Below are 15344 nucleotides of genomic sequence, written 5' to 3'. Positions count from 1 at the left end.
GGGGCACAGCGGTGAGGCAGTGGCAGGACCGCAAGGCGGTAGGCGATGCGCACGAACACCGTGTAGCGGCCGCTCTGCAAGCACGCGGCTGGACCGTCCACCCCTGCGGACAGGGCACCTACCCGCCCGCCGTACGCGCCGCCCTGCGCCGCACCCGCTCCGCCTTGCGGCACTTCCCCGACCTGATCGCCGCCCGCGGCAGCGACCTGATCACCATCGACGCAAAAGACCGCATGCCCAGCACCGACACCGACCGCTACGCAATCAGCACCGACACCGTCAACGCCGGCCTCTTCTTCACCGCCGCCCACGCCCCGACCCCGCTGTACTACGTCTTCGGCGACCTCAAAGTCCTCACCCCGGCCGAGATCGTCCACTACGCAGCCCACGCCTTACGCCACCGCAGCGGGTCCTTCCACCTGGTGCGCACCGAGCAAGCCCACCACTTCGACGAAGTCTTCGGAGCGGATGGCGCAGCAACTGCGGCATGACGACCGACCCGTTCCGCTGCGCACACCGCGGGCCTGCACGCCCTCGGCAGGGGCCAGTGATCTTGCAGAGAATTATTCCACCGAGTAATTTCATAAACTCTCTCCTTTTTATATTCTCGGGATTGCTTATCTCGGCTGAGATCATGGCTCTTTCACAAGCCCGGGTGGTGCGGGGAGAAGGAATCCGTTCAGTGCTGCTCGTGCAGGCTCCGCCGGTGTCGCGGGGCCCCTCGCCTGGCTTGCGCCCGTCACGAACAAGGGCCAGGCCATCGCCCAGTACGAACCGAAGTCCGACGTCGCGCGCATGTTCCGCGAAGGGCGTGAAGGACCGGCTACCTCCCGGAGGCCCCCGCAGCATGAACGCCAAGAAGAAGGGCTACTTCTCCGGCCGCTTCACCACCGAAACCGTTGACCAGCGGCCTGATGACGGCAGAACGGCGGCCGTGCCCGCGCAGCTGGCTGCGGCCAAGCCCAGCAATTACACGCTGTCCAGGACAGGACGGCGCCCTCACGCTCGACCATCTAGCGCTCACGCTGTGCCGCCGCGCGGGCCGTCCCGTCGACAGGTCGGAGATCATGCGCGGGCTCATCTGCCTCGCCGACGCCGACGATCGCGTCGCCGAGCACCTCGCCCGGCCCTCGGCCGCCGTACTGCCTTCTGACCGACCGTCGACCCTTGTCCAAGTCTTGGCGCTCGTCTACTGATCCGCCAGCGCGGCCCCGTGGTCTTCTTCGAGACCACGGGGCCGCTGCACGCCGTGGGGCGGCACCCCGTGCTGGATTTCCGATGACGGTCTCTGTCCATGGCGCGTCGATCATGTATCCGTGTGCGCGTGGGCGGGCTCCCACGTTCACAGGAGATTGAGTGCCTGTTCGATGACGAGCACGAGGGTGGTGGCCGTGACGAATCCGGCACCGCCCCAGCCCAGGGCAGTGGCGAGGCCAATGCCGATCGCGGTGCCGATGATTCCGGCGACGAGGGCGACGACAAGACCGGTCAGTACGGCGATGATGACGGCCATCACTTTGACCGCGGTCGGCGTGCTGGTGGAGGGCTGCGCGTTCACGCTCGCCCACCTCCCGCAGACGTCCTCGTCAGCCACTGACGTCCCAAGACTGCGAGATGATCACGCAGGTTGTGTACCTTCATGGGTGGGCCCCCTAGCGGCTCAAGGGGGGACCCTGTCTGCTGGTTGATCCGCCAAAGACTCCCGAGCAGACAAGGTCCCGGTACTGGGGTCGGGGGCTCGTGGTTGACAGCCGCGTGCCCCCGACTTCCTTCAGGAACCGTACTGGTGGTGCATTCCGCGCGGACTGAACCGGCCTGCCGGCCGTTCCCTCAGCGCGTTTCGCGCTTTCCCTCATCGGGCGATGGTGGTATAGACCAATGCCCTGCTCTGGTGCTTCCTTTGTACACGCCCGGCGTCGGCGACCCGGATCGGCGTGCTTCGTGGTGCACTTGCGGATTTCCGTGCCCGCCGTGAATGGACGAGCCCGCCGTGAAGGATGTTCGAACACACAACGCAACGCTTTGACCTGGGAAACCAGAGCCAGTTGCCCCCGCTTAGAGCGACTGTAAACCGGGACTGTACCGACTCCGCGGCGCGCCCCCTCCGACTGCTGTGCCGGGCCCCGAAACTCGGGGCGCCACAGCCTGTTTGGCTGCGGCCGGCCCTCGTCCGACAACCACCCACAGTCCTGCCCAGGGGGCTCCAGGACGTTCTGCAAGTGCACCAGCCCGCAGACCACCACGGCCGCCCGAGCCCACCGTGAAGAAGGCGCCCAAGGACCCGCCAAGTACCCGCTGGCCCTGGACCAGGGCGACGCCCTCACCCGGCGCCGTCTTGAGAGCCGCCTGGTCGATGGGTCGGAGATCCTCCGCGCCCCTCCGCCGCCCCCGGCGATACCGACGACCGTGGCGCCGAGGCGACCGTCATCAGGTGTCCTCGCCGAGTTCGTCACTGGCGGAGCACGCGAAACAGAGAGGGCTACCAGGTGGGAAGAGACGTCGACGAGGCGTGCGGGGAGGGACTTCCACTGGTCGGCGCCCCGGAAGCGTTCCTCCATCCAGAAGAACTGGGCGACGTCGCCTTCGGTCCGGCGCATCTGGATGACACGCCGGTCGGCGGTCCGGGCGAGCACGATCTTGGTGACCGGTTGAACGATGGCGATCGAGAACCGGAGGGTGATGACGGAGATGATCAGCCAGTACATGCATTCGTTCATTCCGGACGCCCCCTGGGTGTGCCGTTCACGACCCGCTGCCGTGCGCTGAGTGCCAGAGTGATTGACCGCGAAGTTGTTCAACATGGCTGATCAGTGGCTGTGAGGTGTCAGCGCTGGTGAGAGCGGTGACAGTCCGGACAACTCAGGTAGAGCGGGGGGTTGGGGATGCCACGAGGTGCAGTGGGGGGACGTGCTGGGCGCCCGTGGGGACAGATCGAGGCCCGCAGCCAGGAGGCGGCGGACCTCGCGATGCTGCTGCGGGAACTGGTGGACCAGGCGAGGCCGCGCCAGACCCTGGCGAGTCTGAGTGAACCGTTGCACTACAGCCGGGCACGGATCTCCGAGTTCTGCAGCGGCAAGGCGGTGCCGCCGCTGGATTTCGTCGAGAAGCTGGTCGAGCTGACGGTGGTGCCGCAGGAGCGGGCGGAGCGGATGCGTGCCGCGCGTTCGCGGCACAAGGCGGCCGCCCATGCGTCGGCCTCAGCGTCCGCAGTCGTTGTCCCGCCTCCGCCGGCGCAGGTGGAAAAGGCGGCGTCCACGGGCGAGGAACTGGTCAAGGCGCTGAAGACGATCAACGAACTCGAGCGGGCGAAGGCCTCGGCGGAGAAGCTGGCCCTATTCCTGCTGATCCTCTATCAGGCTCTGCAGCACAAGCTGGAGCAGGCTGGTAGCCGACCGGCCCCGCACGGCCGCGAGGAAGCAGTTCTCGCCGAGATCGAGCTCCTCGACATGCCCACTCCAGAGCTGAGGGCGTTGCAGATACGAGTGCGAGCGAATCTGGAGCGAGCCAACCGCATAGTGGCCTCAGCCCAGTCACTGCACGACACCGCCCAGAAGATCCGCGTCCGCCTGGAGGAGGACGTCGAGGATCTGCGCGCACGAGGAGCCAAAATCGCCTTCACTCTGTCCTCCGGCTCGGCCCGCAAGCCCGACTCACGCCTGGATGTCGAGGGTGTTCTGACAGCCATCAGCCGTTCTGAGGACCTTCTGGAAGGCGTCACCACCGACCTCGAACAACTGAGCCGGACGGTCGGTGAGCAGACGCGCATCCTGGGTGAGGATCCTGCCGACGCAGGACTGAACAACGCATCCGAACGGCCAGACAACTTTCTGACCAGCACGAAGAAGAGCGTCGGCCGCAGACTCAGCCGCCGGAACCTCCTGATCGGTTCCGCGGCGGCCCTGGCCGCCGCAGGGACCGGATACGGCGCCTACGACCGTTATGCGAAGCCGGAGGACGACGGAAAGCGGGACGCGGAGCCTTCGCCGAAGCCACTGTCGAGCTGGTCCTGGACATACCGCACGCTGGGACAACTGTTCATCCGTCCCGTCGTGCACGAGGGCGTCGTGCTCGCGGTAGAGGGCTCCAACTACCGGGACGACGGGAGCTCCGGCCAGAACGACTGGCTCGGATGGACGGTATATGCGGTGGATGCTTCCACGGGACAGCTGCGCTGGAAGACCCACGCCGCGACCAACCGGAGCCGCTTGCGCGTGCAGAACGGCATGGTCTTCACCACCTCGCCCCACGACGAATCCGCTGCCGGACAGCTGGGCGCACAAGACGTACGCACCGGCAAGGAGCTCTGGCTGTACGGAAAGACGGCCGACGAGTTCAGCAACCCGCTGCCCGGCCCGGCAGACCTCGTGTACGTGACGCGGAGCGAGGACATCACCCTCCACGCGGTTCGGGCCCGGGACGGAAAGCGGATGTGGCGGGCCCCCGTCGGGAATTGGGGCGGGCTGCAGGACCCCGTGCATGTGACGGCTGAGGCGGTTCTGGTTCGGGACGGGAACGGAGTGTTGTACGCGTTCGCCGCCAAGACCGGCAAGCCGCTGTGGGAGCAACCGCTGCAGGACGCCCCCGTCATGGACGCTGGCCCCGGGCGACTGCTGGTTGCAGCGAGCACTCCTGGAACCCCCCACATCCAGAACATCAGGTGCATCGAAACCCTCACCGGAGAGACCGTATGGCGCAAGCAGGCGGCTTCCTACGTGCACTGGCCCGGCACCGTCTACCAGAACCGCCTCTTCCTCGCCGACTCCGAGGGCGTCGTCACCGCCTACGCCCTCGACAAGGGCACCGTGTTGTGGGAGACGAAGACGGGCGGCATGCTCCTCACCGAGATCAGCAACTTCGACCTGGAGGACAGCTACCACAGCGTCTTCAGCTCCCCCGCTGCCCGCGCAGGCCTGCTCTATGTTGGTACGGCCTCAGGGGTCTACGCCCTGGACACCGGCACGGGGAAACGCAGATGGCTAAGTGCGACTGCCGGCACCGTTTTAGCCCCCGCGGTTGCCACCGAGCGCACCGTATACGCGACCAGCGAGTCCGACCTGCTGGCTCTCGATCCCCGCACCGGAACGGCACAGTGGACCTTGAAGACCACTGGAGCACTCATGAGTAGCCCCGTTGTGACCGACTCACTGCTGACCATCCTCGACACAGACGGATACCTCTACGGCCTCCGACAACCAGCACCAACCCCGTCAAGTTCACCAACCTGACCGAGCCTGACGTGAAGCGTCGGGCAGCAGCACCTCCCAATCCCCGCCACGAAGATCTGGTGGGCTCACGCCGCAGGCCCCGGCCGGAACGTCCTGGCCGGGGCCCTGCGGTGTGAGTGCTGTGTCAGAAGAGCCGGAGCTTCTCCTCGATGTAGAGGACGAGGCCGGAGAAGCCCACGAGGGTAGCGCCGCCGTATGCGGCTCTTTCCAGACCGGTTGCTCCGTAGTGCCCGGAGACCAGGATGGAGACCAGCGCTCCGACGACGCCCACCAGGACGCCGAAGAAGATCGCCAGGACCCGGGCCCGGCGCTGGAGGCGCTCGGCCTCGCGCTCCAGGGTTGCGACCTCGCGCTCGAGGCGTTCGACGTCGCCCCCGAGGCGCGCGATCTCCTCTCGCAGGGCGGTGGTCGGAGTAGGCATGAGCACGCTTCCTTGCTTGAACCGGGAGCGCCGCCGGGGCGGTTGCTCCGCCGCTGGGGTGGCGGCAGAGCTGATTCAAGTGAGGGGCAAATGTTCATTCCAGAGTTCACCTGTATCGGGACGGTTCGGAACGCGTTCCTTTGTGTTCCCGCAGGTGGAACGCTGTGCAGGTACGGAGGGGAACAAGATCCTTCCAAGGGGTGCGAAGGGGCGTTCAGACCCATGAAATGATCATGTGTCCGTTCCTGGGATGATTCGTGATCCACGCACGGCCGATCGGCCCGGGTCCAACGGAGGCTCCCGCACGATGCTTGATCAGTTACGTAATGATCTTGACCAGGCCGACGACTGGGTGAAGTACCGGGGGCGGCTGAAGAAGTTCCACAAGGACTACGGCCCGCCGTACAGGAAGCTGCAGTCCTACGCGCGGGACGAACTGGGCGTCGAGGACCCGCCCGCGCAGACCACGTTCGCGAAGCTCATGGACGCCACGGCCAAGGAGCCGTCCTGGAAGCAGGTCTCCCTCCTCGTGAGGATCTGCGTCCGGTACTCCGACGAGAACAACGAGGACATGGCCGGGCTCGCCGAGCACCTGGACGAGATCCTCGCCGTGTGGAAGGGCGCCTTCGTGCGCCTGGGCGGCAAGCTCCCCGCGCCTCCCCCCCGCCAAGACGCCCGCGCCCGCGGTGTCCACGGACGGCGCCGAACCCTCCGAGCTCCCTCCCGCCGAGCCGTCCACACCGTCCGCGGACGGCGCCGAGCCGCCCGCCGTCGACGTCTCCGGCGCGACCCCCGTACCTTCCCGCCGGTCGGTGGCCTGGGACTGGATGCGCCGGCGGAAGCTCCTCATCGCCGCGGCCGTCGCGCTCGTCCTGGCCGTCAGCGCGGGCGGCTCCATGCTCGTCGACACCGCGGACGACGGCGGCGAGGACAGAGCGGTGGAAGCCGCGGACGGCAAACCCGACCCCTCCCCGAGCCGGACCGGGACGTCTTCGCCCACCGCGACGGAGCCGGACGGGAAACGGTCACGCAGCGGCACGCCCACCTCCAGCGCGAAGGCCAGCACCGGGTCCAACGAGGGTGAGGACACGGGCGGCGACGACGGCGGAGCCGGCGGTGCGAGCAGCGGCACCTCGACGGGGACGACCGGCGGCACGGGCGGCACGAGCGTCACGGGCAACGCCTCGACCGGCACGACGGGCAGCACCGGCTCCTCGAGCAGTACGTCGGGCAGCGCCTCCGGTGCCACCGGCACGGCTTCCTCGGGGAGCGGCGGGACCACCGAGAACCAGCCCTACGTCACCGCGACGATCGAGTGGTCGAACGACGTCGACAACAACCCCGACCCCAAAGACCCCCAGGCGATCGTGAAGGTCTACGACACCTACAAAAAGGGCGTCACCGCGACGTCCGTCCACCAGTACTACCGCACGAACTCGATCCGGGTGAAGTGCCAGGTCACGGGCGGACGCGTCATCGACCTGGGAGACCAGTACAACGGCCCGCGCGGCCGGGACGGCATCTGGTACCTCATGGACACCGGCGAGTGGGCGCCCGCCGTGTACGTCAACACCGGCAAGCCCAGCCTGCCCGCCTGCGCTGCTTCCTGATCGAAAACGCACCCCGACCAGCGAAGGAGCTGGCCTTGTCCGTCGACCCCGCACCCCACACCCGCCGAGGTATACGCCCTCTGTTCGTCATCCCCATCGTCGTGGTGTCCGTCCTCACCGGCGGGTACCTCGCCGCCGACCGCCACGACGCCCCGGCGCCAGCCGACGGCGCGAAGGTCGCGGCCGCCTCCCAGGTGACCCGCGACTCCGGCGACAGCGTGATCCGCTCCCACGACGGCTCAGGAGCGGTGAACCTGCGTTCCTGCCCCGGACTGCCCGCCGCCGGGCAGAGCACCGGCTGCGACATCATCGACCGCCTCCCCGACGGCACCGTGGTCACCATGGAGTGCTGGATCGACAGCGGCCCCGTCCCTGACCGCGCGGACACCGACCGACGCTGGTTCCTGGTCACCCCCGGCGCCGGCGCCCCCCACCCGGGCCGCCGCGGCTACGTCTTCTCCGCCGAGATCCCCGTCGAGCAGCAGGTCCGCAAGCCCAAGTGCACCAACGACCTCACCAACGAACTGCTCACCGCCCCCGAACCCACCCAGCCGTCCAAGATGCGGCGAGGACACCTCCACCCACCGGTCACCCACGCACCTCCAGAGCCGTCCACGCCCGTGACGTCCCCGCCGGCGTCACCGTCGAAGCCAGCTCCCGCCCCGACGCCGACCTCCGAGCCGTCTACGCCGGCGGAGACCACCGTGACGGTCTACAACCAGGTGACCAACGGGCCCACCCAGATGCGCGAGGACACCCGCAATCCCGCCTACCTGTCCACCCGCCCGGTCAAGCAGTGCGACGAGCGCGAGCCGGCCTGCAACCTCCCCGGCTACCTCGCCACCGGCGACCGCCTCGTGGCCTTGTGCCAGACGACCGGAGACCGCATCACCAACGGTGAGGACCGCAACCCGGACGACGACCACAACCCCGGCCTGGACGAAAGCACCCTCTGGTACCGGCTGCGCGCGCCCGACGGGCGTACCGGCTACCTCTCCGTCATCTGGCTCGCTGGCGGCGACCGCGGCGGACTCGGACTGCCCACCTGCTAATCCGCCTGCGACGTCGCCCTGGTGTGTGCGGGCCATAGGCGGATCACTCAATCGGCCGCCGGACGGGCGGTGAGGCCGCGCCGAGATTTCGCCAGCCTCTGTTTGACTCCCTCGCGGACGCGCTTGACAACCCCGACGACTTCCGCGCCGACTCGGTGCGCCCCGACGCCCGGCGCAAGGCCGAAGATGCCGAACTCGAGCGCGTCCGGCTTGAGTGGGAAGAGGAGTGCCGCCGGATGGAGGCCGCCAGGTTCTGCGAGTTGCAAGGGTCATAGTTCGGCGAGGTCGCGGACGGTTGCGGTGCCGGAGCGGATGGTCCAGGTTCCGCTGCCGGGTGAGGTTTCGTCGGATCGGGTCTTGAGGTCTTCGATGTCGACGACTGGGGGCCATTGTGTGCCGTGTTCCGACCAGCGGACTCCGCTGAGGTCCGTGCCGGTGAGGTCGGCGTTGCTCAGGTCGGCGGTGGTGAAGTCGTCCAGGAGCGTGTGCACCGAGCTCGCGTCGAGTTCGGGGGTGTCCCGGTGAAGCGCCAGGCCGATGGCCCTGCGGACCTCGGCGGCCCGGATATCGATGACGGTGCGTGCGAGGTCGCGGTCAGTGTCGAGGGCGTGGTCGAGGTCGCGGGCGCGGTCGCGGGCGCGGGCGAGGCCGCGGGCGAGGGCGATGGCGCGGTCGAGGTCGCTGTCGCGGGCGAGGGCGATAGCGAGGTCGCGGTCGAGGTTGCGGGCGAGGGCGCGGACGCGGTCGAGGTCGCGGGCGAGGTTGCGGGCGCGGGCGCTGGCACGGGCGAGGCCGCGGGTGCTGCGGCGGGCGCGGGCGCTGGCGTGGGCGATGGCGAGGGCGCGCTCGAGGTTGCGGGCGCTGTCGAGGGCGATGGCGAGGGTGCGGTCGCGGTCGAGGTCGCTGTCGAGGCCGCGGGCGAGGTCGAGGTCGCTGTCGAGGGCGATGGTGAGATCGAGGGCGAGATCGAGGGCGAGGTCGAGGTCGCTGGCGCGGTCGCGGTCGCGGTCGCGGTCGCGGACGTGGGCGAGGTCGAGGTCGAGGGCGCGGGTGGCTTGTTTGACGTTGGGGTGGTTGCGCATGGTGAGGCGGTCTGTGGGGCTGAGGGTGTGGAGGAGTTCGTGTGTGCTGGTGTGGTTGTGGGGGGTGTCGTGTGTGGCGAGGGGGCTGGGGGGCTGGGGTGTGTGGGGGAGGATGGCGGCGAGTCCGGCTTCGGTGTCGAGGACGGTGCCGAGGTTGTCGACGGCGGTGTCGTGGTGGGAGTGGATGAGGATTTCGCGGAGTCCGGCTTCGGTGTCGAGGATGTCGTCCAGGGCGCTGTTCAGGGCCTGCTGATGCTGGGTCAGCCAGTAGTCCACGGACCGGTCGTGCGGGTCGTGTGCTCGGTGGTCGGTCACTGTTCCTCCTCCCGTGTGTTGCGGCGGCCGGCGAGGGCTCGGCGGGCTTTTCTGAGGTTGGCGCGTACGGTTTCGCCGGTCAGGCCGAGGTGGTCGGCGATGTCGGTGGGGGTGAAGCCGGCCAGGGCCCAGGCCAGGACCTGGCGCTGGCGCGGGGGCAGTGTGCGCACGAGGAGAAGGCCGTCGTGGCGGGTCTCCCATTCCGTGATGGCGTCGGGGCGGGGCAGCAGGGAGGTGGGTTCGGGTACGTCTTCGACGGGCTCTTCGACGGAGGCGATCTTGCGGACGAGAGCGCGGGAGGCGGCTGTGTGCACCCAGGCCTTGGGGTGGGTGATGCCGGTCCAGTTCCGGTAGGCGTCGGTCATGACGTCCTGGGCGATGTCCGCGGCGCTCTGCACGCCGGCACCGAGGTTGACCAGGAAACCCACCAGGGGGCGGATCTGTGTGCGGTAGAAGGCGGAGAACTCCTCGTCCGTCTGCTGCCGGGCGCGGTCGGGGTGGCCCGGTAGGCCGACGGTCGCGGGTCCGGTGGCTGGGCGCTCGTTGCCCTCAGCCGGGTCATGGATGTTCACGATGCCGGGTCCTCCCCGTGGACCGGAGTACGGATGATCGTCACGCGCAGGCGGTGGCCGTCCTCGTGCTGGTCGTCCAGCTCGACCCGGCCGCCGGCCGCTGTCCTCTCGGCGATACCGAGAAGGTAGTGGTGCCGGTCCTCGTCGCGGCGTGCCCTCCAGCGCAGGCGCAGCCAGAGTGCCAGCAGCGCGAAGGTCTTGGCGATGACGATCGAGACGAGGATGGCGGTGGTGGTCGGGTCCATCGGAAGGTTCCCCCTCTTCCTCATACGGGCCGGCCTCGGGGCCGGTCGTGAACTAAGGGGCCGGAAGAGCCTTGATCGTGAACTCGGGGACGGAAATCTTTTCCGGCGAGCTTTGAGCGGAGCAGCCCGGCGCTGCGCTGTCCGTCCGGCGGGACGAGGGCTCTTAACGGTCGGGATGCGGCGGGCTTGTGGTCCTACGCGTACGAGGAGGCGGCCACAATCACCACCAGGAGCAAGGCGAGCGGCGGCGCCTCCGCGCTGGCCGGCCGCTGGAGCGTCCGGGCGATGGAGCGGGGAGGCAGAGGGGCGGTGCCGATGGCGTTGTTGCGCCGGGTGTTGCGGTAGACGTTGCGCCAAGGGGTTGCGGTGGATGTTGCGCGGCCTGGTAGCGAGCTTCCCCATCACCCCTGATCAGGGACCCGTAGAGCGTGGTCGGGTTGCTGACATCCCCCTCAGAGCACCCCACGACCGCCCCGGCCTGGAAGAAGAAGGGTGGAGGGAAGCGGGCGGGACGCGGGGAGCGCTTCGGGGGATCTGGCGCCGGCCGCTATGCTCGCGCGTCGGCGGGGCCGCGCGCGGACGGGACAAGGTGTCCGTGCAGCATTCGGCATGGGCGGAAGAGGTTTGTCAGCGCCTGCCAGGCCACTTGGCGGGCGTCTCTCCCCAAAACGAGAGCAGACCCGCGTCCGAAGACACGGGCCCGCCTGTGATCTGGGTCACATTTGGGATCGTGCTGCGAACGCGATCCCGCGAGTCCGTCCGGGCTATGAGGAGGGGCTCGAAAGCCAATATGCGCCCCATTCCCGTGGATGGAGGTCTCTCTCGGACACTGCCGGACAGTGCCGGACGCTCCCGGACGCCGAGTCCGCGGTACGCCAGGGTGACCAGGCAGTTCGTCATGACCCGATTGGGCTACCTCCTTGCTCGGCTCGGACACTTCCGGACAGACGCAGGACGCTCGCGGACGTCCCCTTTGTTGGCTTCATGGGTACTAGCTAGGTTTTGCTGCTTATTGCTAGTAATTACCTTCTTGGTAAGAATAGGCGCCCAACTGCCCCTATTTAAGGCGGTAGTTGTGCTGCTCAGGGAAGCGGTCCAAGCTTCAGGAACACGCGGCGGTGACGCAGCGTCAGGGGTCTGCGAAACCCCTTCCCCCTTTTCAACATCCGTCCGGGCTATGGATGGAAGACTCCACGAGGAGTGGTGCATGTTCTGGCGTTTTGTGCTGGGCAGAGGCTGGGTGCTCCAGCCGGTCCTCCCCGCCGCTTCCGGGTGTGTGGTCACAGCCGGCGTCTCACGAGGGTTCGGTTTCCGCCGGGGCCTCGACGCCGTACGCGGGTTCCTTCAGACGGTGTCGGCCCTGCAAGTAGTGGGTGCCGTCGTCGCGGTGAGTGGTCTGGTCTGGCTGTGGGATACCGGGTTCTGGGCCGAAGTCGTTGCCAATGTGGTCGCGGCCGGCATCGTGGCCGTGCTCGCTGCCCTGGGGAAAGACATCGGGAGCGGTTTTCGCCGCCTCCGCCCTCGTCAGGGTGATGCCCTGTGAGTTCAGCCGCACGCGAGGAGTTCGCCATGGTGCTTCGGGCGGCGATCGCGGAACAGGAGGGCGGCCAGTTCTCGACGAGGAGTCTCGCTGAGCGATCCGGGATTCCTAGGGCCGCGCTCAGCGAGGTACTTGTTGGCAGGAGCCTTCCCTCAGAGCAATTGCTGCATCGCCTCCTCACGGGGGCGGAGCTGGACGCCCGTACGCGGGACCGAGTCTTGAGGCGTTGGCGGGCAGCCAGAGCGGAGAGGGCGCGGATGGCGGACGCGGAGGCGGCGCTGTTCCAGGACCCCACCGCGCCGCAGGTGCGACACCGGATCAGGAGCTCTCAACCGGTGCCGCAGTTCGGCCAGCCGGATCCGATCCGGGTATCGAATCCGGAGGAGCTGACGCAGGCGCTAAGGGCAGTGCACCTTTGGGCAGGCGAGCCGTCCCTGCGAACGCTGGAAGTACGAAGCGGGGGCAAGCTGCGGCGTAGCAGTGTCAGCGACATGCTGCGCGGTACCACGCTGCCGGAGTACGACCGCTTCATCGCGTTCCTGCGCGCCTGTGGCATCGAGGGATCGAACCTCGACGTGTGGGTGTTCACGTGGCGCAGGTTGAAGGCGTTGGCGACGCCGGAGATCGCGTCATGGATGCCCGGCATGTGGTCCGTGTCGTAGGACCGTGTACGAAGCTGGACGGCCCTGGGCTACCCAGGGCCGTCCAGCCATATGGCCGCATGCGTGCCAGGTGGGTTGTAGACGGCAAGAGGCCCTTGAGGCCGCCGTGTTCAGCGTCGCCGCGGCGACGGCACGTCAACGTTCTGACGGCGACACCGTGACGCCGGGGTCGGCGGCGCCTCCGCCTTCACCGGCTTGAGTGAGGGTGAGCAGCCCGATCGCGGAGGCGACCAGGACGCCGGCGGCGGTCACCGCGACCGCGGCTCGGGGCAGCGCTGCCCAGGCCCGAGCGGAGCGCGCCGGCCGGGCCGGTGCTGCCCGCAGAAGGGCTCCCAGGGGAAGTAGTCGGCGCCGCAACCGGCCATGCGCCGCCCCTTGTCTCCCTGGTCAGGCCGCATACCGAAGGCCCTCGCGCGGCACCGCCCGATGCGACCCAGGACGGGACTCAGGACGCGACCCACGGCGCGACCCAGGGCGTGCCCCAGGACGCGACCCCGCTCCCAGGGGGCCGCGCAGCATTTGCACGGGCTGTGACGGCGCAACCCCGCTGTCGTGTGGCCTGTCCTGTGGGTCGGGTTGTCGGCGCGACAGATGCCCTGCGACTTGCGGTACGCCCGGCTCCGACGCCTGCTTTGTCTCCCGGCCGACACGGATTCGGGGGCGCTGGCTTAACGGCAGGCGCCCCCCGAATTGGGCCCATGGGCGTGGGGCTACCGACGCTCATGGGCCCCGTGGGGTGACTTCCCGCTCTCGGAGGGCGGGCCCGAAGGGGTGGTCGGGGTGGACGAGACTTCGGCCGTCGGCGCACCCGGCGGGGTCTCCACAGTGATGCCCCCCATGAGGAAGCCGCCGACGACGATGACGGCGGCCGCCGCTCCGGCAGCCCAGCCGAGCCGTTCACCCTTGAGGGTCTGAACGGCGGCGTTCGGCGCGGGTTCCGTCCAGCGGTAGACCAGGACACCGATCGCGATCCCGGCCGAGACCACCAGGACAGTCGCAAGGTCGGCAATTACGTTCACACAGGGCCCCTTGGGTCCGGGGGCCTGCTCGTCTCGACTCCACATCCAGCGGGCAGGCCCCACACCTCCCGGGCCCACCTCGGGCCCGGTCCACCCCTTCGGAGGAGTCACCCGGGTCCGGACAGGACGAAGGCCCAACTCTCCTTTGGGGAGGAGAGGCGGGCCCAAGACCCGTATACACCATTTTTTTTGATCCATGCAAATGGGCTGACCTGCGCTTTTACAGTCTTGGCTTTCGCTACAGCTCTCTGACCAGCACAAAAGAAAAAGGCGGAACAACGGGGGAGACCGGTACCGGTGCCCACCGAGCGCTTCGGTGGATCGGGCGCCCGGCGGTCCCCTTCGGGCGCGTCGGCGGGGCCGCGTGCTGTGTAGTACACGGGCTGTGGAGCGTGGGAATTCATGAACTCCCCAGCCCTTGAGGCGGATCGGGGAGGCCCGGACAGGGCGGCGCCAGTGTCTTTGGTGTGGTGGTTAGCCCCGCAACTGGCTCTGACCTGGCCGTTTCAGGCGTGAGTGTTCCTGGTCACACGGGTTGTGCAGGGTGGGCGGCCCAGGGCTGGCACGTGGGGTGACCATGGCACCCACACGGGCCGTATTCGATACCGCCGAGCTGCGACTTCCTCGGCATACCTACTCGGTCGGCCCTGGCGCTCCAACGCGGCTCCCCTGGCGAAGCCTGGCGAACAGCTCCGGTAGGCCCTCACGTCTTTGTTATGGGGCGCGTGTGACGTTGAAGCGCCGCCGACCACCTCGGCGACGCAGGGGCGCCCAAGGGCATGGGAGGGCGCAGCCAGTTGGGTGGCCACCCGACAGGCAGGCTGTAAGGCAGGTTCGCGCGTTCCGCGCGCTGCATTTCCCTTTCCTGTGAAAGTCGGGTGACCTTTCGGGTTTCGGCATGAAGTATTCTCGTGTATTCCGTGGTGGTGCTGTGTGCTGGTTCCAGAGTTTGTCTGGGCCGTGTTTTTGATGCAGGGTCACGATTCCCTGGTTCGGGTTTTGTTGCGACCTTCGGTATTCGCCCCCGCTTCGTGACGGTCCGTCAGTTCGGGCCTGGAGTCACTCCCGCTCCCGCGCTCTGCCACGCCTCGGGCCAGCGTCCGTGCAGCTCAGAGCGGGTGGCGCTGCGTCACGGGTTGGGCTGGATTGCTCTGGGAGGGGGGGAGAGTGGTTCGGGATCCTACCCGGTATCCGAAGTGATTGCAGGGGGTGGCCCGGATCCGCCAACGGTACATGCTGCATCACTCCTCGTGCCCAACCTCGGGGCCACCGGCGCGGGTTGGGCCCGCCCCGGCCATCCTCCCTGGTAGCCAGCTGCCCGCGTAGCGGGCTCGGTCCCGAGCGCAGCGAGCGGACCGCCAGGCCCCCGGTACGGGGGCCCAAATGCGCAGCGCAGCGGAGCATTTGGCGCGGGGAGCGCAGCGGACCGCGCCGACTGCCTGTAGGGCAGGCGAGCCCCTCGGAGCGAAGCGGAGAGGGGCATGGCCGCGCAGCGGCCAACGTCCTGCGGAGCAGGACGCCGTGACGGAACGTCACGGCCCGGCGCGCAGCGCCGGGCTTCGCTTGCTCCGGGCGCAGCCCGGAGGGACCCGCTCCGCGGG

General features: G+C 68.5%; 14 protein-coding genes and 1 pseudogene. 7 read left to right on the top strand and 8 right to left on the bottom strand.

The window, feature by feature from the left end; all coding sequences use genetic code 11:
- Positions 1-11: 11 nt before the first annotated feature.
- Entirely contained in the window at positions 12-491 is a 480-nt protein-coding gene (locus ACZ4Z3_RS36670; protein WP_468505109.1) for a hypothetical protein, read from the top strand.
- 851 nt (positions 492-1342) lie between these two features.
- On the opposite strand, the gene ACZ4Z3_RS36665 is transcribed toward ACZ4Z3_RS36670, so the two are convergent.
- Positions 1343-1558: a hypothetical protein gene (locus ACZ4Z3_RS36665; protein ID WP_468505108.1), complete on the bottom strand. Its 216-nt coding sequence runs from the start codon at positions 1556-1558 to the stop codon at positions 1343-1345.
- Between the two features lie 828 nt (positions 1559-2386).
- A pseudogene (locus ACZ4Z3_RS36660) lies at positions 2387-2570 on the bottom strand (glutathionylspermidine synthase family protein); the annotation flags it as partial.
- A gap of 396 nt (positions 2571-2966) precedes the next feature.
- Here ACZ4Z3_RS36660 and ACZ4Z3_RS36655 point away from each other — a divergent pair.
- Entirely contained in the window at positions 2967-5225 is a 2259-nt protein-coding gene (locus ACZ4Z3_RS36655; RefSeq protein WP_468505107.1) for an outer membrane protein assembly factor BamB family protein, read from the top strand.
- A 124-nt stretch (positions 5226-5349) separates the two neighbouring features.
- On the opposite strand, the gene ACZ4Z3_RS36650 is transcribed toward ACZ4Z3_RS36655, so the two are convergent.
- Together ACZ4Z3_RS36650 and ACZ4Z3_RS36645 are read right to left on the bottom strand one after the other, a co-directional pair.
- Complete coding sequence (locus tag ACZ4Z3_RS36650) at positions 5350-5646, bottom strand: hypothetical protein (RefSeq protein ID WP_468505106.1); 297 nt, start codon at positions 5644-5646, stop codon at positions 5350-5352.
- 420 nt (positions 5647-6066) lie between these two features.
- Positions 6067-6219 carry a hypothetical protein gene (locus ACZ4Z3_RS36645; protein WP_468505105.1) on the bottom strand — a complete coding sequence of 51 codons (153 nt, stop codon included), beginning with the start codon at positions 6217-6219 and terminating at the stop codon, positions 6067-6069.
- Positions 6220-6332: 113 nt separating this feature from the next.
- On the opposite strand from ACZ4Z3_RS36645, the gene ACZ4Z3_RS36640 reads away from it, so the two are divergent.
- Both ACZ4Z3_RS36640 and ACZ4Z3_RS36635 read left to right on the top strand, forming a co-directional pair.
- Positions 6333-7256, top strand: coding sequence for a hypothetical protein (locus ACZ4Z3_RS36640; protein WP_468505104.1), 924 nt, complete (start codon positions 6333-6335; stop codon positions 7254-7256).
- A gap of 35 nt (positions 7257-7291) precedes the next feature.
- A complete protein-coding gene (locus ACZ4Z3_RS36635) occupies positions 7292-8308 on the top strand; it encodes a hypothetical protein (RefSeq protein WP_468505103.1) in 1017 nt (338 codons plus the stop codon).
- 269 nt (positions 8309-8577) lie between these two features.
- Here ACZ4Z3_RS36635 and ACZ4Z3_RS36630 read toward each other — a convergent pair whose 3' ends face one another.
- The 3 genes from ACZ4Z3_RS36630 to ACZ4Z3_RS36620 are packed head-to-tail and all read right to left on the bottom strand — an operon-like array spanning position 8578 to position 10522.
- On the bottom strand, positions 8578-9705 hold the full coding sequence (locus ACZ4Z3_RS36630) for a pentapeptide repeat-containing protein (RefSeq protein WP_468505102.1): 1128 nt from the start codon (positions 9703-9705) through the stop codon (positions 8578-8580).
- A complete protein-coding gene (locus tag ACZ4Z3_RS36625) occupies positions 9702-10277 on the bottom strand; it encodes an RNA polymerase sigma factor (protein ID WP_468505101.1) in 576 nt (191 codons plus the stop codon). The genes ACZ4Z3_RS36630 and ACZ4Z3_RS36625 overlap by 4 nt, the downstream gene beginning before the upstream one ends.
- Entirely contained in the window at positions 10274-10522 is a 249-nt protein-coding gene (locus ACZ4Z3_RS36620; RefSeq protein ID WP_468505100.1) for a hypothetical protein, read from the bottom strand. Before ACZ4Z3_RS36620 ends, ACZ4Z3_RS36625 begins: the two co-directional genes overlap by 4 nt.
- Before the next feature lie 186 nt (positions 10523-10708).
- On the opposite strand from ACZ4Z3_RS36620, the gene ACZ4Z3_RS36615 reads away from it, so the two are divergent.
- The 3 genes from ACZ4Z3_RS36615 (at position 10709) to ACZ4Z3_RS36605 (ending at position 12724) form a co-directional block, all read left to right on the top strand.
- Positions 10709-10867: a hypothetical protein gene (locus ACZ4Z3_RS36615; protein WP_468505099.1), complete on the top strand. Its 159-nt coding sequence runs from the start codon at positions 10709-10711 to the stop codon at positions 10865-10867.
- An 862-nt stretch (positions 10868-11729) separates the two neighbouring features.
- Positions 11730-12065, top strand: a complete 336-nt coding sequence (locus ACZ4Z3_RS36610; RefSeq protein WP_468505098.1) for a hypothetical protein — start codon at positions 11730-11732, stop codon at positions 12063-12065.
- A gap of 254 nt (positions 12066-12319) precedes the next feature.
- Positions 12320-12724 (top strand): hypothetical protein, encoded by a 405-nt coding sequence (locus ACZ4Z3_RS36605; RefSeq protein ID WP_468505097.1) that lies wholly within the window; start codon positions 12320-12322, stop codon positions 12722-12724.
- A gap of 710 nt (positions 12725-13434) precedes the next feature.
- Here ACZ4Z3_RS36605 and ACZ4Z3_RS36600 read toward each other — a convergent pair.
- Positions 13435-13743, bottom strand: a complete 309-nt coding sequence (locus ACZ4Z3_RS36600) for a hypothetical protein (protein WP_468505096.1) — start codon at positions 13741-13743, stop codon at positions 13435-13437.
- Positions 13744-15344 lie beyond the last annotated feature (1601 nt).

The sequence above is a fragment of the Streptomyces sp. NPDC030296 genome, assembly GCF_055572815.1.
This window is presented reverse-complemented; position numbering and strand designations above follow the sequence as displayed.